This window comes from Allobosea sp. LjRoot237 (genome assembly GCF_964253285.1).
Taxonomy (GTDB): Bacteria; Pseudomonadota; Alphaproteobacteria; order Rhizobiales; family Beijerinckiaceae; genus Allobosea.
Window position 1 is genome coordinate 2,646,194 of sequence record NZ_CAXUQP020000001.1, and the last position, 19,257, is coordinate 2,665,450.

Below are 19,257 nucleotides of genomic sequence, written 5' to 3' on the forward strand. Positions count from 1 at the left end.
GACTGCCCCCTATCGTTTCGTCTGTTGTTGGCTGCGCTTCAGCCGCATGCGTTCAGCGGGGTGGAAACGCGCGTCGCGGCGCAAGCTGCCGTCCGGTACGTTCCAGTTCGGCGAAACCCAGCTCGACCAGCCGAGCGCGCCGAAGCGGCCGAGCTGCATCGGCCTGACCTTGCCGACCGGCAAGGCAAGCTCGACATCCCATTCGAACTGCTCGCCGAGATAGAAGAACACCGCATCGGCCAAAGGCTCGCAGCGGTCGCCATTGGGCAGGAAACGGTTGAACTGTTCGAGGTCGCGCGCGACGAGCTTGACCCGGAACTTGTCCTCGACGCTGTAGACGCTGGCGCCGACCAGGACGTTGCTGCCGAGGCTGCACTGGCCGCGGCCGAGCCTGGTCCGGTCCTCCGGATCGAAGACCAGCTGCATGCCGACGAACTGCTCGACCTCGACCTCGATGTCGAAGAGCCCGGCGAGCAGGCTGCGCAGGCGCGAAGCCGACTTGGCCTGTGCGCCGGCAAGCCCGGCATGGGCCAGCTTTTCCGGGTCGGGAACGCTGTCCCGGTGCTGATACGGCTTCGAACCCAAGCCCACCATGCTGCCGACATAGGCGACGAAGCGATCCCTGTCAGGCCGATCATGCTGCGCGATCGGCCGCGAATCCGCCCAGGCCCGGTAGAAGAGTTGCAGGAAGCGGTTGTTGAAGATGTCGAGGAAGCGCGGGAAGGCGTCGTCCCGGATCAACTGCCAGTGATAGCTCTCCTCGGTGGTCGCCAGCGGCAACGCGCCCTGCGGGCCGAGCAGGCCGAGGAACTTAACGAAGAGCCGCAGCCGCCCCTGAAGATCGCGATCGACTTCGGCGAAGGTCGAGGCCGGAAAGTCCATATAGGGCTGCTCGCCGAGCGCGATGTATTCGTCGCGCCGTGCAGAGACGTCGCCGATGCGCTCGCGCTCCGGGAAGCTGCGCTCGATCCGACGCAGCACCGCATAGAAATCGTGGCGCCAGGGCTCGGCCTGCAACGCCTCGACGAAAGGCGGCTCAACGCGCAGCACATCGAGCGCGGCCGGTTCCGGTAGCGTGGGCGCGGTCTTGTTCACAGGATGCGCCTCGTGCCGGCCCGCGGCGGCCCGCGCATCACCTCGCCGCGCTCGACCGTACGGATCACGGTCTGGGTGAAGTGGTTCATCGCCGCGTATTCCGCGAAGAAGCGATCGAGCACAGCGCCAAGCAGGAAGACGCCGCTGCCCTCGAAGGCCTTCTCGTCGAGGAGGACGGTGATCTCGAGTCCGCGAGCGGCGCCTGTTCCAGCCCGCTGCGGGAAGCGCCGGATCACCGGGCGACTATCAACGCTCTTGATGCCGCGGATGCGGCGCTCGGTGGCGCTGTCAGCAAGGTCGGCGAAGAGCGAGAGCATCTCGCGCAGCGCCTCGGCGTTCTCGCCGGCGCCGCGCTGGACCAGGCCGAGATGGTTGAGGCTGAGCATGTTGATCAGACGCCAGGCCACCACGCCGGTGCTCGCCATCTCGGAGCGAAGCCTGAGCTGCGAGACAATCGGCTCGCGCGGCGGCGTCGGCCCGGCGAGACAGTTCACGTCGAGCACGACATTGTCGATCAGGCGGAAGTCTGCCCCACCAGTGCCGGTCGGCAGATGCTCGGTGAGGTGTCGGTTCGAGCAAAGAGCCCGGACGCTGAGCTCGGCGACGGAAGCGGCGTCGGAGACTGTCGCCGGCTCGTAGAGCGAGACGAAGATCTCGGTGCCGGTATAGTCGGACGCCCTGCCCTCGCGCCGTTCGGCAGTCGAGCGGCGGCGCGGCAAGCGCCGGTGCGTGTAGAGCAAGCCCTGCGTCGGCGAGGCGCCATCCGGCGAGGAATAGAGCGGGTGGACCGGCTGCTTGTCGCGCCCGCCGGTATAGTGCGCATAGACCTCGAGGATCGAATGCGGCTCATAATCGAGCATGCGGCTGCGATCGGGCACGACATGGTATTCGTGCTCGTTCTTGCGAACCGGGATGCGGTCGGTGGTCTTCTCGAACAGGTTCACCGCCGGCGCGGCATAGAGTGCGAACATCTGGCGCTGTACCGCGGCCGGCAGGCGCGTATTGACCTCGTCGAAGACGAAGATCACGTCGACCGTCTTGGCCTTGAGCCGCGACATCACTTTGTCGAGGCCGGTCAGCCTGAAGCCGAGGAATTTGCGCGAAAACCAGAACTGCTCGCGCAGCAGATCGAACCCCCGGAAGACCCGTGTATCGGCCGGCAACAGCGCATCGTCTTCATCGAAGCCGATCTGCTCGACCCCGCACTCCGCAGCCGACAGCACGACGGGATCGCCGAACTCGTCGAGATAGCGGAAGTATAAGCCAAGGCGATCGCCGAAGATCTGTTCGTAGAGTGCGATCGCGTCCGCCTCCGTGCCAAGCAGATGCACTGTGAGTTCGCGCGTCTTGCAGCCGGCAAACCAGCTCGCTGGCTGCTTCTTGGCCTCCTCCGGCGACGGCTCCTCCGTCGGATCAGCCGCGACGCGGTGCGTCAGCGACAGGCGCAGGCCCGAGAGCACGCGTCCATCGACCGGAAGTCCCAATGCCTGCAGCGGCCCCGGCGCGGCGATGTACTCGGCAGAGGCGATGTCGAACGGCCAGAGCGTCACGGCCGAGCCCAGCCGGTAGCGGCAAGCGACGCGTCGATCGCGCTCGACGTAAGTTGCGTCGAGATAGGAGCCGCGCGGCACCTCGACGCCGTCGCGCAGGGCCGGATCGCCGTAGATCGGTGCAATTCCGGCGAGAAGCGCCGATGGGGTTGGCGCCAGGTAATTCGGGATGAGCTGTTCGAGGAGATTATTGGTGAACTCTGGGAACTCGTGCTTGAGCTTGAGCTGGACCCGCGCGGCGAGGAAGGCAGCGCCTTCGAGCAAGCCGGCGACCATCGGGTCCATGCGCTCGCCGACCAGCCCGCCGAGCCGTTCGGCGATCCCGGGATATTCCTCGGCAAACTCTTTCGTATGCTCGGTGAAGAGCCGGAGTTCGCGATTGTAGAAGTCGAGGAATTCCTGGTTCATGAGGCGCTATCTGTTCTTGATCGCGATCTTGCCGGTATCGAGCTCGACATCGGCAACGAACTGTACCGGAATGTTGAGCGGCTCGCAGTTGAGATCGGCGCGCACGACGAAGCGGATCTTCAACTCCGCCTTGTCGAGCCCTTCATCGCGCTCGACCACGATCGACTGCTTCAGCAAGCGAGGCTCGAAGGCGAGCAGGACCTGGGCGAGTTCGTCCTTGATCGCGCCGACCCGGTATTCATCGATCGACTTGTTCTGGATATCGGGAAAGCCGTGATTGAGCACGGAACGGCGCACATGCTCATAGCGCGACAGATCGGTGGACGAGCCGAAATTGATCGTGTTGACCAGGGCCTCGAGATCGAGGGCGATTTCCTGGCGGAGCTTGCTTTCGGTGATCGCGACCCGCGGCGCGGCGCGGCGCCCGGCCACGACCCGCTCGCCACCTGCGTCGCGCAAGTCGAGATGGACCTTGGCGTCCTTGCTGCGATGCGCCTCGCGGAAAGCGAACATCAACGGCGGACGCAACCGGTTCTTCGCCTTGGGATCGACCATATGCGTATTCCCGGACGCGGTCACTTAAAGCGCTGGACTCCCGGCGATCGCTACCATGATCGCCGGGAGCCCACTCGAAGCCGAATGCTGCGCCGGCCAGGCCCACCGAAGCGAGCCCGGCCGCAGCAGCATCTTACTCCTTGTTTTCCTTGAGGTTCCAGGTACCGGTCGAGGTCGCGCCGAGCGAACCGTCCTTGTTCTGGACCTTGTACTCGAACTTGATCTTGGAGAAGTTCAGCGAGAACTGGTCGGTCGGAACCGGGTTGCCGCCGGTCGAGTCGCCGGACTGATAGCTCGACACCAGCAGATCCTCGAGCGTGACCTTGTAGAACTCCTGCTGCTCCTTGCCCTGCTTGCGGACGAAGAGGACGGCCTTCTTGATGTGGTCGCCGGTGGCGCACTTCAACATCAGCACCGGCGAAGCCTTGCTGACATTGGCCGTGCAGTGCAGGTCCTGGTAGCTGGCCTTACCGGCGCCGCCGCCGTGTCCGGCTGCATGCGTGCCGGAGTTGCTGACGCCCCAGGAGAAGGATTCGATCTCGATCGTCTCCTTGTGCTTGGAATCCTGGCTCTCGCCTTTGACGCCGTCGATCTCTAAGAGAAAGTCGCTTGCCATGGTGCTCTCCAATGGTTGGCTGTTTCAGGGTGATTTGGGCATAGAACTCGCGTCGCCTGGAGAGCTCCCCCCATGCGTCGCCACTCTCCCTGCGCGTCATGCGCAGGGCCAACTATCGTCCTGGAGGTCCTGCGCGCTGAAAGCGCGCCCGGGTCTCAGGTTTTGGGCGCCGGCAGGCGCGAGACGAGGCTCAAGCCGATATCCATGCCCTCGAGCTGGAAATGCGGCCGGAGGTAGAACTTGGCCGAATAATAACCGGGGTTCTCCTCGTCCTCGAAGACGTCGATGCGCGCTTCGGACAGGGGCTTGCGCGCCTTCGTCTCCTCGCTGGAGTTCAGCGGATCGCCGTCGACATATTCGGTGATCCACTCCTGCAGCCAGCGACGCAGGGGTTCGCGCTCCTTGTAGGAGCCAACCTTGTCGCGCACCATGCACTTCAGATAGTGCGCAAAGCGCGACACGGCGAACATGTAGGGCAGACGCGAGGACAGGTTGTCGGAGGCCGTCGCCGCGACGCCGTCGGGCCCGAAGAAGGCCTTGGGCTTGTAGAGCGACTGCGCCCCGATGAACGCCGCCTTATCGGTGTTCTTGCGGTGGATCAGCGGGATCAGGCCGGACTTCGCCAGCTCCGCCTCGCGACGATCGCTGATCGCGATCTCGGTCGGGCACTTCAAGTCGACGCCACCGTCATCCGTCGGGAAGGTGTGGGTCGGCAGGTTCAGCACCTCGCCGCCCGACTGGACGCCGCGGATGCGGGTGCACCAGCCATACTCCTTGAAGGCCCGGTTGATGTTGACCGCCATCGCATAGGCGGCGTTCATCCAGGCATACTTCTCGCCCTTGTGACCGTCGGTGTCCTCCTCGAAGGCGAACTCCTCGACCGGCTCCGACTTCGCCCCGTAGGGAACCCGCGCGAGGACCCGCGGCAGGCACAGGCCGACATAGCGGGAATCGGCTGCGTCGCGCAGGCCCTTCCAGGCCGCGTAGTCCGGCGTGTCGAAGACCTTGCCGAGATCGCGCGGATTGGAGAGTTCCGTCCAGGAGTCCATGCCCATCAGCGTCGGATCGGCGCCGGTGAAGAGCGGGGCATGGGCGGCGGAGGCGACCTTCGACAGATCACGCAGCAGCTGCACATCCGCCGGGACGTGACTGAAGTGGTAGTCGCCGACCAAGGCACCAAAGGGCTGGCCGCCGAGCTGACCGAACTCCTGCTCGTAGATCTGCTTGAAGAGTGGGCTCTGGTCCCAGCGAGCGCCGGGATAGGTCTTCAGATTGCGGTAGAGCTCGCTCTTGCCGACATTCATCACCTTGATCTTCAGCTGCGAGTCGGTCTCGGAGTTGAAGACGAGGTAGTTGAGGCCGCGCCAGGCGCTTTCGAGCTTCTGGAACTCCGGTGCGTGGAGCACCTCGTTTATTTGCTCGCTGAGCTTGGCATCGAGCCGGGCGATCATCTCCTCGATCGTGTCGAGCACGTCGCCTTTGATCAGCGTCTGGTCAGCGAGCGCCTGGTTGACCAGGGTCGCAACCGCGTTCTCGACCTCGCTCGCCGCCCGTTCGGTCTTCGGCTTGAAACTCTGCTTCAGAAGTGCCGAGAAGTCGTCGACCTCGCGGGCTTCCGCAGTCTCTGTGCCGGGTTGTTGGATCTGTGCTTCCGCCATGGCCGCCTCGCTTACCCGTTGCCGTCCTGCTTGTTGTCGTCAGCTGGCTTTTCGCCGAGCCTGTCCTTCAGCGCCGCCATCAGATTGGGATCGGACAGCAAAGCCTTGAGCTGATCGCTGGCCGCAACCTTGCCGTCCATGTAGCGTAGCAGGTTGGCGAGCTGCTCGCGCGCCTCCAGCAGCTTGGCGGTGGCCGGGATCTGACGGGCGATCGCAGCCGGGCTGAAATCGTCGAACTTCTTGAACTTCAGCGAGACCGAAAGCTTGTCGCCCCCCTCGCCACCGAGCTTGTTCGGCACGGTGAAAGCGGCACCAGGCGCGATCGCGGCCATGCGCTGATCGAAATTGTCCATGTCGACGTCGAGGAACTTGCGTTCGCCGATATCCGACTTCTCGACTTCGGAGGCATTGCCGGAGAGATCGGCGAGGACACCCATCACGAAGGGCAGCTCGATCTTCTGATCCGCATTGTAGGGATCTTCATAGGTGATGTGGACGCGCGGCGGCCTGTTACGGCGAATGAATTTCTGCCCTGAATCTCCGGCCATGACGGCGCCCCTTCCTCTAGAGGCATCACGCAAGGACAGCGCGATACCACGCTAACGATCCAGCTCGCTATACCATACACACTTGCCGATCGCTTGACAGTTCTCGTCGAACTGCACGGATCGGCGGCGGAACAGTTCAGCCAGCCCGACTTTGCAGATGGATGACGGTGTCCGCATCCACCGAACGAATGAGGCGCGAGGGTCCGTCACCGGGCCGACGCGACACTATTCGTCGCTGCCCTGCCTTATGCCCACTTCAGGGAGGATATCGCTCAGCAACGACAGAAAATCCTGCTGCGCCAGCGCGCAGGCCTTGTCCATCAGCAACGGGACGGGATTGGACGGCTCGGCGTGGCGGTAGAAGGCGGCCACGGACTTCATCCGGGCAACCGCCTCGGCGCGGTTTGCGACGGTCATCGCGGGCACAGCCGCAGCCGCTGCCGGCCTCTTCGGCTCGGGCTCGGCGTCAGCCTCCGGCCGTGCGTCTTCTGCCCAGTCGTCCGCGCTTTCCGACGTCTCCGCCTCGGCATCTCCGGACTCGTCGGCCGGCTCGTCCTCAGTGCCCGAGTCCTCGTCATCGTCGGATGAGGAATTGTCGTCGTCGCCGCTATCATCATAGCCGCTACTGTCATCGTAGCTGCTGTCCTCGTCACCGCTACTGCTGTCGTAGCCGTCACCGCCCAGGCGCTCCAGCGGCAGCTGATATTTCGTGTCGTCGCCGATCTCGAGCATTGCCTTGTCGACATGCTCGGGGAACATGATCTGGATGACCTCGATAAGGGACTTGCCGACCAGGCGTTGCGCCTGCCCGATCAGGAGCACCGCCGGGCTCGATGGCTCGACCCGCCGGAAATAGGCAAGACAGCCGACAAGCGCAGCCTGCGCCTCGGCAACGGAGGCGCAGGCCCCGGCCGGAATGGCGGCTGCAGCGACCATGATCGTGCCGCCGGCGCCGCCTGGCACCTCGACAGCGACGACGCCTTGCTGAGCCGGAGCGCGTCGCTCGACCGCGGCCTCGAGGAAGGTGATGATCTGCCCGACCAGGCCCGCCAGCCGCGGGAAGGTCACCGCCTGATCGGCACCGAGACGCTCACTCCAGACCGCACGCAGCCGCAGGAGCGCGTCGCGGATCGCCGTGACGTGCCCGAGCATCGCCGTCAGATCGGAGAGCTCGGCTTCCTTCAGCGCGGCAGCGATACCGCCGGCATCCGGGTGCTGCTCGTCCTCGCTGGCACGCAGCTCGCCCAAGGCGATGAGCTGGCTACGGAACATCACCGGCCCCAGCCGCTTGCTCGTGAACACCGGAGCGTGTTGCAACGGCAGGACGATGGTGGCGTTTTCGTCGAGCCCCTGCAGGGCGACTTCGCGCATGATGAAGTCGCCATCTTCGGCCCTGGGATGGATCTCCTCCCAATAGTCGCCGAGGAAGCTTGTGATCAGCCCGAGGCAGGCGGCGAAGCCGGGTATGTCGCGATTGAGCAGGCAGAGCTTGCCGGCGAGCACAAAGCCGCGCAGATCGCGGCTCTGTTTCAGAATCTTGCCGAGATCGCTGAAGGCTGCCGGAAAATCGATCGCGCTGCGGTCAAAGGAAACCTGCCGCCCATCGTCCTCGCGACGAAAATAAGAGGATGGCAGCGCCACTTCCAGGCGCCCCAGCACATTCATGAAATCCGGATCGGCATCCGGATCGGGACCACAGGGATCGTCGGCCGAAACCGGCTTCGCCAGGTCAGCGAAATTAAGCGCAGCCATGCCCCCTCACCGTCGGTCGAGTAAATCGGGGCTCGGCCGCCAAGCCGTCATTCCACCTGCAGCCGTGTCTCGACGCGGCGATTATCGGCGGAGAACTTGTCGGCGGCGACGGGCTTGGTCTGACCGAGGCCGCGCGGGACGAGCTTGGCGGTATCGACGCCGCGCTCGTTGAGATACCGCACGACAGCCTTGGCGCGCCGCTCTGACAGGCTCAGATTGTAGTCGGCCGTGCCGCTGGCGTCGGTGTGCCCCTCGACCAGGAAGCTGCTCGCGGCGAGCTGCGGGTCCTTCAGCGCCTTGGCGAACTCGTCGAGGTTCAGCTTCGCTTCCGACTCGAGCACATCGGAATTGTACTTGAACTTGACGATGAGATCGAAGGCGCTGGCCGGCTTCACGACATGACCGGCCTTGTTGCACTCCGCTTCGGTGCCGACGCACAGGCCACGCGAAACGCCGAGATTCGGCGTCGCGGGTCCGAAGTGCTTGACGATGTCGTCCGCCTTGTAGGCCTGCGCCTGCGCAGAAAGAGGCGACAGCGCGCAGAACCCTGCGGCAAGAGCGGCACTAACCATGACAAGGGCCTGCTTGCGCACGGTCTTCCTCCTGTTTAGGTTCGCTGAGGCGGTTGAAGATTGACGGCGCGAATTATGCCTCGCAGCGGGAGCTGCGTCAATAGTCGTCTCTTGTCGCAAACCATGAGGTTTGGTTGATGCCCGCCGCTCTTGGACAAACGAAAAGACTTGCCTCCTTTACAACGCCGGCAGGACAAGATGTCTTTTCGCTTCTCAAGTTTGAGGCGCGAGAAGCCCTTAGCGAATTGTTCGTCTATCAGGTCGAAGCCACGTGCACGACTGCGAATGCCGACCTCCAAAGCTTGATCGGCGAGAAATGCGCCATCAAGATGACGCTGAAGAACGGCAAGGAGCGAATCTTCAACGGCGTGCTCGTCGAAGCTCAATGGCTCGGCCGCGAGAATGATCTCGACCATTACCGCTTCGTGCTGCGCCCCTGGCTCTGGCTGCTCTCGCAGCGCTCGGATTGCCGCATCTTCAAGAACAAGACCGCGATCGACATCATCAAGCTTATCTTCGGAAAGGAAGACAAGGCGAGCTTCGACGACCGCGTCAGCGAGAAGCCGCCGGTGATCGATTACTGCGTGCAGTATCGCGAGAGCGATCTCGACTTCGTCCTGCGCTTGATGGAGAAGTACGGCATCTACTACTACTTTCAGCACACCGAGGGCGATCACAAGCTCGTCCTCTCGGATTCTCGCGGCTCACATGACACGGTCACCGCAGCCGCCGAACCGACCTTCGCCGGCGCCGGCAGCGCCTATCCGTTCATGCCGAAGGACAAGAGCCAGCGGCGCCCTATCGAGCATCTGACGCAGTGGTCGGCACAACGACGGCTGCGCACCGGCAAGTTCGAGCTCAAGGACTATGATTTCGAGAAATCGACCTCCGACCTGACTGCCCGGGCCGAGGAGGGCTTCCCGCGTACCAAGGCTTACGAAGCTTACGACTATCCGGGCGCCTATCTCGATCGCGGCAAGGGCGAGAAGCTCGCCCGAATCCAGGCCCAGGCCGAACAGGCGCAGGACGAGCGCCGCCTCGCCATGGGCGATGCCCCGAGCCTCAACCCCGGCACGCTGATGACGCTGACCGATCACGCGGTCGGGGCGGAGAATGCGGAATACCTGGTGGTGCGCGCCACGCACGCTTATGGCGTGCAGAGCTACCGCTCGTCGAAACGCTCGGATGAGGCGATCTATCATGGCTCCTATGAGTTGCAGAAGGCCGACAAGCGCTTCCGCGCGCCCCTGGTGACCCCCTCGCCGCTCGTGATCGGCCCCGACACGGCAAAGGTGGTGGGCGAGAAGAACAAGGGCGAGGAAGGCGACCTCGACGTCGACAAATATGGCCGGGTCTGGCTGCGCTTCCACTGGGATCGCGAGAAGGAGTCGACCTCCTGCCGCGTTCGCGTCGCGCAGGCCTGGTCGGGCAAGAACTGGGGCGGGCAGGTCATCCCACGCATCGGCCAGGAGGTCGTCGTCTCCTATATCGGCGGCGACCCGGACCGGCCGATCATCACGGGCGCTGTGGTCAACGACCAGCACATGCCGCCCTACGACCTGCCGGCCAACAAGACCCAGTCCGGACTTAAATCGGAATCCACTGATGGCGGTGGCAAGTCGGGCAAGTTCAACGAGATCAAGTTCGAAGACCTCGCCGGCAAGGAGGTCTTCTCCATGCAGGCAGAGCGCGACCACAAGACCGAGGTCTTCAACCTCGAGACCCGCGATGTCGGCAAGAAATTCGAGGGTGGCCCGACCGATTTTGCCCGCACGACGCAGATCCTGAGCGGCAGCGACAAGCTGCACGTCAAGCAGGGCAAGCGCTATGTCGAAGCGGCGTTGGAGATCAAGCTGGTCTGCGGCGAAAGCGAGATCACGATGACCCCGACTGACATCACCATCTCCTCGCCGATGATCACGATAAAGAGCACGGCCAAGACCGAGATCAACGGTGGCGGTGCGACCATCATCACCGGCGGCGTCGTCAAGATCAACTGAGGCCGCGATGTCGAAACTCCGCTTCAGCACGGCCCAGGAGGTCTTCGAGACATTTCCTGCCGCGCGCCAGGTCATCAATACGGCGCCGACCACGGAGCCGCCGCTGACCTTTCTGCGTAGCCTCGTCCAGGCCGGCAATTCCAAGGACGCGATCGGCTTCTGCGCTTTCCTGATGCCGCGTCGTGAGGCGGTCTGGTGGGCGCTGCAGAGCATCCAGCGCATGCAACCGGCAGGGACACCGCCCGACCCCGGACTGAAGGCGGCCGAGGCCTGGGTGCGCGACCCGACCGACGAGACCCGCCGGGCCGCTCTGGCGCTCGGCGAGAGCGGCCATCACGCCAGCCTGGGCACCTGGGTTGCGCTCGCGGCCGGCTATTCCGGCGGCAGCATGGTCACGACCCACGCCATACCCTGCCCCCCGGACCTGACCGCCAAGACGGCGCGCATAGGCGTGTTAACCGCACTTGGCCGCGTGCCTGAACGCGAGCGTGATGCCGCATTGCGAAATTGCGTCGAAGCGTGCATTCGTCTGCTCGATGACGAAAGCGGCAGGACCACATAATATGGCCCCGGCGCCAATACGGCTGCCAGGGTCCCACGACGGCAAGGCGGGCGGCCCGACATGGCGCTGACGCTGACGATCGAGAACCAGGCCTCGCTGCCCGATGGCGGCCCGCTCAGCGTGACGCTGAGCGGCGGGCGCGGGCTCGACATCGGCCGTGACCAGCATCTCGACTGGTGCCTGCCCGACCCGAGCCGCGCCGTCTCCGGCCGCCATTGCGAGATCCGCTTCAACGACAACGCCTATTGGCTGCGCGACATCTCGACCAACGGTACCTTCGTCAATGGCGGAGCTTATCGCGTGCAGTCGCCCTACCGGCTGCAGCATGGCGACCGCCTCGAGATCGGCCATTACATCATCGCGGTGGCGATCGATGAAGCGGAGCGCGGTTCAACCGGCCCGGCCGAGCGATCGGCCGCGCCGCCGCCACCGGGCGATTCGCTGTGGGAATCGAATGGCGACGAGGCGCCGCCGATGGCCCGGCGCGATCTGATCCCGCCCCAGAAATACCAGCCGGTGCATGCGCCCTTCATCGACTGGGCCGCCGATATCCCGACGCCAGCGGACCCCGCACAGGCCTTCGCGCCGCCATCTGCCGCGCCGCCGCCCTCGTCACGGCCCGACGAGCTCGCCTGGGCGCCCTACCAGGCTCCTCCGGCTCCCGAGCCCGAGCCGATCGCGCCGATCCCGAAGCCGCGCCGGCCACCTTCGCAAGGCGGCAATGGCGATCCCTGGAACGAGGCTCAAGCCGCGCCGCAAGGGCGCCCGAGCTTCGATGCGCCTCATGAGCCGGCGCCGTCGCGCCCCGCCCCTCCGCCTCCGCCGATGGGCGCTCCGATCGGCGGCCCGGCAATCTCGCCAGCGGAGTTCATCGCCCGCTTCGCGCGCGGCGCCGGCCTGCCGGTCGAGGAATTGTCATGGCAGGATCCCGGAGCCTTCGCCGAGCAGACCGGCGCTCTGATGCGCCTGATCGCCATCGAGCTTAAAGCCTTGCTGGCAGCTCGCGCCGAGAGCAAGCGCATCGCCCGCAGCTCCAACCAGACGATGATCCAGGCGCAGGACAACAACCCGCTCAAGTTCTCGCCGACGATCGAGGACGCGCTGAAGCTGATCTTCGGGCGGCCGACCAGCGGCTATCTCAGCGCCCAGAAGGCGTTCGAGGAGAGCTTCAAGGATCTCAAGATCCACCAGATCAAGACCTATTCGGCCATGCAGCACGCACTGCGCATGCTGGTCGAGGATCTCGATCCGCAGGCCGTCGCCGAAAGTCTCGACGCCGGACGCGGCATCGAAGGCCTGTTGTCCTCGCGCAAGGGCAAGCTCTGGGACGCCTATGTCGCGCGTTGGGAGGCGAAGACCGCGCCCTACGAGGACGGCCTGGTCGACGCCTTCATGCTCTATTTCGCCGAGTGCTACGACCGCGGCGGCCGCTAGCGCCGAAAGCTCACGTCAGCGGCACCACCAGCCCATCGCGGATCGTGACCTGACGGTCCATACGCCGGGCAAGGTCGAGATTGTGCGTCGCGATCAGCGCAGCCAGCCCGGAAGCCCGCGCCAGCGCCACCAGCGTATTGAAGACGTGGAGCGCGGTTTGCGGGTCGAGATTGCCGGTCGGCTCGTCGGCCAGCAGGACGCGAGGCGCATTGGCGACGGCGCGCCCGATGGCGACGCGCTGCTGCTCACCGCCCGATAGCTCGCCCGGCAGATGGTCGAGCCGCTCGCCGAGGCCGAGAAAACTCAGAAGCTCGGTCGCGCGCGACTTCGCCTCGGCCTTGCCGAGCCCGCGGATGCGCTGCGGCAGGACGACGTTCTCCAGCGCGGTGAACTCCGGCAGGAGATGGTGGAACTGGTAGACGAAGCCGATCTCGGTACGCCGGAGCCGGGTCAGGCCCTGGTCATCGAGCTGTGAGGTCGGCACGCCGCCGATGAAGACCTCGCCGCTGTCCGGGCTCTCGAGCAAGCCGGCGACATGCAGCAGGGTCGACTTGCCTGTACCGCTCGGAGCGACCAGCGCCACGAGCTCGCCCGGCCAGATCGCGAAGTCGGCCTTGCGCAGCACCTCGAGCGGCTTGTCTGACTGGGGGTAATAGCGCTCGATCTGGGAGAGAAAGAGCGCTGGCGTCTCGGTTGCCATCGATCGTGATCCTCAACCCATCCGCAGGGCTTTGACGGGGTCGAGACGCGCCGCCTTCCAGGCCGGGTAAAGCGTGGCCAGCAGCGACAGGATGAGCGTCATGACGACGACGCTCGTAACCTCGCGCCAGTCGATCACCGAGGGGATGTCGCTCAGGAAGCGCACAGTCGGATCCCAGGGATTGATCCCCAGCAGCTTGCTCAAGCCCTTGTTGATGGTCTGGATGTTCTTGGCGAAGGCGATGCCGAGAACGAATCCCGCGAAGGTTCCGACCACGCCGATCGTCGCGCCCGTGATCAGGAAGACCCGCAGCACGGTGCCGCGCGAAGCGCCCATGGTGCGCATGATCGCGATGTCCTCGGTCTTGTCCTTCACCAGCATGATCAGGCCGGAGACGATGTTCAGCGTCGCGACCAGCACGATCAGGGTCAGGATGATGAACATCACATTGCGCTCGACCTCGAGCGCATTGAAGAAGGTGCGGTTGCGCTGACGCCAGTCGGACAGGACCAACGGCCTCGGTGGATCAGCCTCGATCCGGTCGCGCACCGCCTGCGTCTGGTCGGGATTGTCGATGAAGATCTCGATGACGTTCACGTCGCCATCACGGTTGAAATAGGCCTGGCTCTCGGCGAGCGGCATGAAGACGAAGGAGGAGTCGAACTCCGACATGCCGATCTCGAACACCGCCGTGACCGGATATGCCTTGATCCGCGGCGCCGTGCCGAACGGCGTCGAGGCCCCGCGCGGCGTAACGATGGTGATGGTGTCGCCGGCCTGCAGGCCAAGCGAGCCGGCGAGCCGCCGGCCGATCGCGACTCCGCCCGCGGAAGCGAAGCCGTCGAGCGTACCCTGGCGGACATTGCCCGCGATGAACGGGATCGACTTGATGTCGTCTTCGGAGATGCCGCGTACCAGGACGCCGCCATTGCCGACCTGCGAGGAGGCGAGCGCCTGCCCCTCGACCAATGGGATCGCCAGCTTGATGCCCTGGACCTGGCGCAGCCTGGCCGCGACCTGCTCGTAATCGTCGAGCGGCCGATCGATCGGCGTCGCGAAGATGTGGCCGTTGACGCCGACGATCTTCTCCAGCAGTTCCTTGCGGAAGCCATTCATCACCGACATCACGATGATCAGCGTGGCGACGCCGAGCAGGATACCGAGGAAGGAGAAGCCGGCGATGACCGAAACGAAGCCCTCGCGCCGGCGCGTGCGCAGATAGCGGCCGGCGAGCAGCCATTCGAAACCTGCAAAGGGCTTGGTGCCGGTCGGCACGCTCTTCGCGCCCTGGGCTTCGGCGACGGCGCTCATGACCGCCCTCCTCCGCTCACGCGCTCGTCTCCGCGCCCTTGCCCGGGAAGCGCGCCAGCGCTGCCTCCAGCGAGACGAGTTCGCGCTCGCCGCCAGCGCGGCGCTTGAGCTCGACCTTGCCTTCGGCCAGCCCTTTCGGGCCGACGATGATCTGCCAGGGGATGCCGATCAGGTCGGCAGTGGCGAACTTGCCGCCCGGGCGCTCGTCGCGGTCGTCATAGACCATGTCGTAGCCCTTGGCAGCGAGCCCCTTGTAGAGCTGCTCGCAGGCGCCGTCGGTCGCGGCATCGCCGGTCTTGAGGTTGAGCACTGCGATGTCGAAGGGCGCGATCTCATCGGGCCAGACAATGCCGCCCTCGTCATGGCCGGCCTCGATCAGCGCGGCGACGAGACGGCTCGGGCCGATGCCATAGGAGCCCATATGGACCGGCACCAGCTGCCCATCGGGACCGGCGACGGTCGCGCCCATCGGCTCGGAGTACTTGGTGCCGAAATAGAAGATGTGGCCGACCTCGATGCCGCGCGCCGAAACCTGCCTGTCGGCGGGGACCGTCTCGAAGGCCGCCTTATCGTGCATCTCCTCGGTCGCGGCATAGAGGCTCGTCCACTTGTCGACGATGCCCTGGAGGCCTTCGATGCTGTCGAAATCGGTATCGGCCGCCGGCGTCGCGAAGTCGAGATAATCCTTATGGCAGAAAACCTCGCTCTCGCCGGTCGAGGCGAGGACGATGAACTCGTGGGAGAGGTCGCCGCCAATCGGGCCGGTATCGGCCCGCATCGGGATCGCCTTCAGACCGAGCCGGGCGAAGGTGCGCAGGTAGGCGGTGAACATGCGGTTATAGGCGTGGCGGGCGCTGGCCTGGTCGAGGTCGAAGGAATAGGCGTCCTTCATCAGGAACTCGCGGCCGCGCATCACGCCGAAGCGCGGGCGGACCTCGTCACGGAACTTCCACTGGATGTGATAGAGATTGAGCGGCAGATCCTTGTAGGACTTGACGTAGGACCGGAAGATCTCGGTGACCATCTCCTCATTGGTCGGGCCGTAGAGCATGTCGCGGTCGTGCCGGTCCTTGATGCGCAGCATCTCCTTGCCATAGGCGTCGTAGCGCCCGCTCTCGCGCCAGAGATCAGCCGACTGGATGGTCGGCATCAGGATCTCGATGGCGCCGGCGCGGTTCTGCTCCTCGCGGACGACAGCGCTGATCTTGTTGAGCACGCGCAGGCCCAGCGGCAACCAGGAATAGATGCCGGCGGACTGCTGGCGGATCATGCCGGCGCGCAGCATCAGCCGGTGCGAGACGATCTCCGCTTCCTTGGGCGTATCGCGCAGGATCGGCATGAAATAGCGGGACAGACGCATCGGAACACTCGTCGAGGGGCGATGCGCCAGGACGAGCGCACCGAGTCAGGTCAGTCCAGAGACACCATCCGCGTTTGCAAATTGCAAACGCTAATGCACATCGCCAGCAGGCAAATGCACATTCGGATAGCGTGGGCGAAAGCGTCAGCGCTTGGCGAACTTCGCCTTCAACCTGTCGCTGACAATGGGCGGAACGAAGGCGGAGACATCGCCACCCATGGCCGCGACCTGGCGCACCAGCGTCGCGGTGATGTGACGTGCCAGCGGTGTCGCGGGCAGGAACACCGTCTGCAGCTCGGGAACCATCGTATGGTTCATGCCTGCAAGCTGCATCTCATAGTCGAGATCGGTGCCATCGCGCAGGCCGCGCACCAGGATCGTGGCGCCGACACGGCGGGCCGCGTCGATGGTCAGATCGGCGAAGGTGACGACCTCGAGCTTCGTCCCGAGCCTGGTTGCGACCGGCTCGCAGATCTCCCGCAGCAGTTCGGCGCGCTCATCGGCGGAAAAGGTCGGGGTTTTTCCCGGATGAACGCCGATGGCGAGGACCAGCCTGTCGCACAGCCGGCAGGCGGCCTCGATCATGTCGACATGGCCGTTGGTGACGGGGTCGAACGACCCGGCGTAGAATGCGGTGTGGCTCATGCCAGAGCGTTAGCCAACGCAGGCTCCTTCGACAAGGCGCTCACGCAACACGCAGTTCGTCGATGACGTGATCGACCCGAGCGGTCAGCGCCTGGGTCAGCGCGGTCAGTTCGCTTGCCGCCTTCAGGACCGCATCGGAAGCACCGGCGGTGTTGCGTGAGGCGAGCGCGACCTGGCCGGTCGCCTGGCCGATCTGGACGATCTCCTGCGTCGCGGCGAGGACCTCGGCAGCGATGGCGTGGGTCGCCGCATGCTGGCGCTGCATGGTCTGGCTGGTCCGCCGCGTCGCCTCGTTCAAATCCTGCACGAAGACGCGGATGCCGGCTATGCCCTCGACCGTCGCAGCGGTCGCCTGGTTCATCGCCTCAATCTGACGCGCGATGTCCTGCGTCGCATTGGCGGTCTGGGTCGCGAGCGACTTCACCTCGCTGGCGACGACCGCAAAGCCCTTGCCCGCTTCGCCGGCGCGGGCCGCTTCGATGGTGGCGTTGAGCGCGAGCAGATTGGTCTGGCCGGCGATCGCCGAGATCAGCCCGACCACTTCCGACACACGCGCTGCGCCGTTCGAGAGACCGTCGACGATCCGGCTCACCGAATCCGCATGCTCGCGCGCCTGACCAGCGGTCGCATCCGAGGAGCGCACCTCGGCGGCCAGAGCATCAACGGCCCCGAGCAGATCCTGCGCCGCGCGCTCGATCGACTGGACGCTGCGGATCGCGTTGCCGGTCGAACTGTCGGTGTCAGCGGCGCCGGCTTGGGCCTCGCGCGCGCCCTCGGCCAGCTGATGCGCCGTGGTTCCCAGGGTTTCCGCGGAAACCGAGACCGAGGCCGAGACGGCCCGCACCGAATCCTCCAGTTCGCTCGCCAGTTCGCCCAGCAGAGCGCGCCGATGCTGCTCGGCCTCGGCCCGGCGCGTCTCCTGCTCGGCCTCGCGGCGCTGCGCCTCGCCGCGCAAGGTTTCGCGGATCAGTTCGATCGACTTGGCGATGCCGCCGATCTCGTCGCGACGCCGGGCTCCGGGAATCTCCTCCTCCGTCCGACCCGCGGCGACGCCCGCGAGTCGATCGGAAAGCCTCGCGATCGGGCGCGCCACCGACCAGCCGAGCAGGATCGCGATCCCGAACAGCGGCAGCAGGACCAGCAGGCCGGCGGAGACGACAGCGCTCCGGATCTTGCCGACGACAGCAAAGGCGCTTTCCTCGGGGGCGGTCAGCCAGAGCAGCCAGCGCCAGTCGCCGATCCCGACCTCCTTCCCACTCGCCACCAGTGGCCGGCCGTCATGGCTGGCCATGGTGATGAGCGCGTTCTCAGGCTGGCCGGTCAGCCGGTTCCGATCGAGCGTCTCGCGTGGCGAAGCGCCGTCGCGTCGCAGCGCAGGATTGGAACGCATGAAGCCGTCAGAGCCGACGACGAATACCCGTTCGGCATTCGAGCCGACGGGGTTGAACGCGAGCACATCGTCGATCAGGCGGGTATCGACGGCGATGACGATCGTGCCGACCTGCTCGCCTGTTCCTGCCTCGGCGTCGTAGAAGGGAGCCGCCAGGAAGGCTCGCGGCTCGCCACCGGCCGGATCATAAGGCGCGAAATCGAGCACCACCTGCTCGCCCGCAGCTTTGCCCCGCGCCAGCACGACTGCTCTGGCGAGACCGGTGCCGGCCAGATCCTCCTCGCTGAGGAGGCGGCCGAACTCGGGGCCCTTGGTGACGCTGTAGACCACCCGGCCCTTGCGCGAGACGAGGTAGATGTCGGCGTAGTTGAACTGCTTCAGCGCCGCTGCATAGGTCTCGTGGATCGGCACATGCCGCCAGGAATAGCCGTGCTGATGCTCGCGGCCGGTGCGGGCGATGCGCTCGGCCTGAGACAGCGAGCCATCACCCTGATAGTGGCCGATGATGTTCTTGTAGTCGTGCGGGCCGAGTTCCATCCATTTGCCGATCTCGTCGAGCGCCGAGACGGTGAAGGCGCTGCGCGCCTGGACGGCAAGTTCGGCGCGAAGCTGGGACCAGCGGCGCTCGATGGCCCGGACATGGCTCTCGACCAGGTTGTGCATGCGCTCGCGCACCGCGCCCTGCGCCCAGCTCGACACGGCAAGATAAGCGGACGAGCCAACGGCCAATGCCGCGAGCAGGGCCAAAGCCAGCATCGCGACCGGAAGCCTGATCCTGAGACTGAACACGAATCAGGTCTCCGCCCGACGTCGATTGCGCCAGGAGAGCCAACACGAGCGCGGTTAACGTTGCTTGAAGCCCGTGACGCGCCGCAACCGCCTCACAGGGCGCCGGGCATCGGCGCGAGAGCGGCGAGCGCCGCGGCGCTGCCGAGGACCAGAGTGAGCAGCGCGACGACGACAGCTGCGAGCGATACCCGGCGCGGGCGCCGGACCAGAGAGCCGAACTGCATGGATCCTCTTTGCGAATCAGTGCGTTACCCCAGCCCCTGCCTGCGCTGAACGCCCGACCCTGCCATGGCGGAAACATGGAGAAATCGT

At 65.3% G+C, this 19,257-nt stretch carries 17 protein-coding genes; 3 read left to right on the top strand and 14 right to left on the bottom strand.

Annotated elements, in window-relative coordinates:
* Window positions 1–9 precede the first annotated feature (9 nt).
* The 8 genes from tssG to ACSQ24_RS12875 all read right to left on the bottom strand — a co-directional run bounded on the left by tssG (window position 10) and on the right by ACSQ24_RS12875 (window position 8,775).
* On the bottom strand, window positions 10–1,095 hold the full coding sequence (gene tssG, locus ACSQ24_RS12840) for a type VI secretion system baseplate subunit TssG (protein ID WP_436095050.1): 1,086 nt from the start codon (window positions 1,093–1,095) through the stop codon (window positions 10–12).
* Window positions 1,092–3,053 (bottom strand): type VI secretion system baseplate subunit TssF, encoded by a 1,962-nt coding sequence (gene tssF / locus ACSQ24_RS12845; protein ID WP_436095051.1) that lies wholly within the window; start codon window positions 3,051–3,053, stop codon window positions 1,092–1,094. The genes tssG and tssF overlap by 4 nt, the downstream gene beginning before the upstream one ends.
* 6 nt (window positions 3,054–3,059) lie before the next feature.
* Entirely contained in the window at window positions 3,060–3,632 is a 573-nt protein-coding gene (locus ACSQ24_RS12850; protein ID WP_436095052.1) for a type VI secretion system baseplate subunit TssE, read from the bottom strand.
* 109 nt (window positions 3,633–3,741) lie between these two features.
* Entirely contained in the window at window positions 3,742–4,224 is a 483-nt protein-coding gene (locus ACSQ24_RS12855) for an Hcp family type VI secretion system effector (RefSeq protein WP_126111637.1), read from the bottom strand.
* A 155-nt stretch (window positions 4,225–4,379) separates the two neighbouring features.
* Window positions 4,380–5,882 (bottom strand): type VI secretion system contractile sheath large subunit, encoded by a 1,503-nt coding sequence (gene tssC, locus ACSQ24_RS12860; protein WP_436095053.1) that lies wholly within the window; start codon window positions 5,880–5,882, stop codon window positions 4,380–4,382.
* 11 nt (window positions 5,883–5,893) lie between these two features.
* The gene (gene tssB / locus ACSQ24_RS12865) at window positions 5,894–6,430 is read right to left on the bottom strand and encodes a type VI secretion system contractile sheath small subunit (protein WP_436095054.1); all 537 of its coding nucleotides are present in this window, start codon (window positions 6,428–6,430) and stop codon (window positions 5,894–5,896) included.
* Between the two features lie 225 nt (window positions 6,431–6,655).
* Entirely contained in the window at window positions 6,656–8,182 is a 1,527-nt protein-coding gene (locus ACSQ24_RS12870) for an ImpA family type VI secretion system protein (protein ID WP_436095055.1), read from the bottom strand.
* A 47-nt stretch (window positions 8,183–8,229) separates the two neighbouring features.
* A complete protein-coding gene (locus ACSQ24_RS12875; protein ID WP_436095056.1) occupies window positions 8,230–8,775 on the bottom strand; it encodes an OmpA family protein in 546 nt (181 codons plus the stop codon).
* A 116-nt stretch (window positions 8,776–8,891) separates the two neighbouring features.
* On the opposite strand from ACSQ24_RS12875, the gene ACSQ24_RS12880 reads away from it, so the two are divergent.
* From ACSQ24_RS12880 to tagH, 3 genes are read left to right on the top strand one after another with little or no spacing between them, the layout of a single operon-like run.
* Window positions 8,892–10,754, top strand: coding sequence for a type VI secretion system Vgr family protein (locus tag ACSQ24_RS12880; protein ID WP_436095057.1), 1,863 nt, complete (start codon window positions 8,892–8,894; stop codon window positions 10,752–10,754).
* A gap of 7 nt (window positions 10,755–10,761) precedes the next feature.
* Window positions 10,762–11,316 (top strand): DUF6931 family protein, encoded by a 555-nt coding sequence (locus ACSQ24_RS12885; protein WP_436095058.1) that lies wholly within the window; start codon window positions 10,762–10,764, stop codon window positions 11,314–11,316.
* Window positions 11,317–11,376: 60 nt separating this feature from the next.
* A complete protein-coding gene (tagH, locus tag ACSQ24_RS12890) occupies window positions 11,377–12,750 on the top strand; it encodes a type VI secretion system-associated FHA domain protein TagH (protein WP_436095059.1) in 1,374 nt (457 codons plus the stop codon).
* Between the two features lie 10 nt (window positions 12,751–12,760).
* Here the strand turns inward: tagH and ACSQ24_RS12895 are convergent, their stop codons facing one another.
* The 6 genes from ACSQ24_RS12895 to ACSQ24_RS12920 all read right to left on the bottom strand — a co-directional run bounded on the left by ACSQ24_RS12895 (window position 12,761) and on the right by ACSQ24_RS12920 (window position 19,169).
* A complete protein-coding gene (locus ACSQ24_RS12895; protein WP_436095060.1) occupies window positions 12,761–13,450 on the bottom strand; it encodes an ABC transporter ATP-binding protein in 690 nt (229 codons plus the stop codon).
* Window positions 13,451–13,462: 12 nt separating this feature from the next.
* Window positions 13,463–14,761 (bottom strand): lipoprotein-releasing ABC transporter permease subunit, encoded by a 1,299-nt coding sequence (locus tag ACSQ24_RS12900; RefSeq protein WP_436095061.1) that lies wholly within the window; start codon window positions 14,759–14,761, stop codon window positions 13,463–13,465.
* A 16-nt stretch (window positions 14,762–14,777) separates the two neighbouring features.
* Window positions 14,778–16,121, bottom strand: a complete 1,344-nt coding sequence (proS, locus tag ACSQ24_RS12905) for a proline--tRNA ligase (RefSeq protein ID WP_436095062.1) — start codon at window positions 16,119–16,121, stop codon at window positions 14,778–14,780.
* A gap of 144 nt (window positions 16,122–16,265) precedes the next feature.
* Window positions 16,266–16,766: a pantetheine-phosphate adenylyltransferase gene (gene coaD / locus ACSQ24_RS12910; RefSeq protein WP_436095063.1), complete on the bottom strand. Its 501-nt coding sequence runs from the start codon at window positions 16,764–16,766 to the stop codon at window positions 16,266–16,268.
* Between the two features lie 40 nt (window positions 16,767–16,806).
* Window positions 16,807–18,945 (bottom strand): methyl-accepting chemotaxis protein, encoded by a 2,139-nt coding sequence (locus ACSQ24_RS12915; protein WP_436095064.1) that lies wholly within the window; start codon window positions 18,943–18,945, stop codon window positions 16,807–16,809.
* 92 nt (window positions 18,946–19,037) lie between these two features.
* A complete protein-coding gene (locus ACSQ24_RS12920) occupies window positions 19,038–19,169 on the bottom strand; it encodes a hypothetical protein (protein WP_436095065.1) in 132 nt (43 codons plus the stop codon).
* Window positions 19,170–19,257: the final 88 nt, after the last annotated feature.

Coding starts and splice junctions, on each gene's coding strand:
- tssF (WP_436095051.1), bottom strand. CDS start 3,053: ATGAACCAGGAATTCCTCGACTTCTACAATCGCGAACTCCGGCTCTTC.
- ACSQ24_RS12855 (WP_126111637.1), bottom strand. CDS start 4,224: ATGGCAAGCGACTTTCTCTTAGAGATCGACGGCGTCAAAGGCGAGAGC.
- tssC (WP_436095053.1), bottom strand. CDS start 5,882: ATGGCGGAAGCACAGATCCAACAACCCGGCACAGAGACTGCGGAAGCC.
- tssB (WP_436095054.1), bottom strand. CDS start 6,430: ATGGCCGGAGATTCAGGGCAGAAATTCATTCGCCGTAACAGGCCGCCG.
- ACSQ24_RS12870 (WP_436095055.1), bottom strand. CDS start 8,182: ATGGCTGCGCTTAATTTCGCTGACCTGGCGAAGCCGGTTTCGGCCGAC.
- ACSQ24_RS12880 (WP_436095057.1), top strand. CDS start 8,892: ATGCCCGCCGCTCTTGGACAAACGAAAAGACTTGCCTCCTTTACAACG.
- ACSQ24_RS12885 (WP_436095058.1), top strand. CDS start 10,762: ATGTCGAAACTCCGCTTCAGCACGGCCCAGGAGGTCTTCGAGACATTT.
- tagH (WP_436095059.1), top strand. CDS start 11,377: ATGGCGCTGACGCTGACGATCGAGAACCAGGCCTCGCTGCCCGATGGC.
- ACSQ24_RS12895 (WP_436095060.1), bottom strand. CDS start 13,450: ATGGCAACCGAGACGCCAGCGCTCTTTCTCTCCCAGATCGAGCGCTAT.
- ACSQ24_RS12900 (WP_436095061.1), bottom strand. CDS start 14,761: ATGAGCGCCGTCGCCGAAGCCCAGGGCGCGAAGAGCGTGCCGACCGGC.
- proS (WP_436095062.1), bottom strand. CDS start 16,121: ATGCGTCTGTCCCGCTATTTCATGCCGATCCTGCGCGATACGCCCAAG.
- coaD (WP_436095063.1), bottom strand. CDS start 16,766: ATGAGCCACACCGCATTCTACGCCGGGTCGTTCGACCCCGTCACCAAC.
- ACSQ24_RS12920 (WP_436095065.1), bottom strand. CDS start 19,169: ATGCAGTTCGGCTCTCTGGTCCGGCGCCCGCGCCGGGTATCGCTCGCA.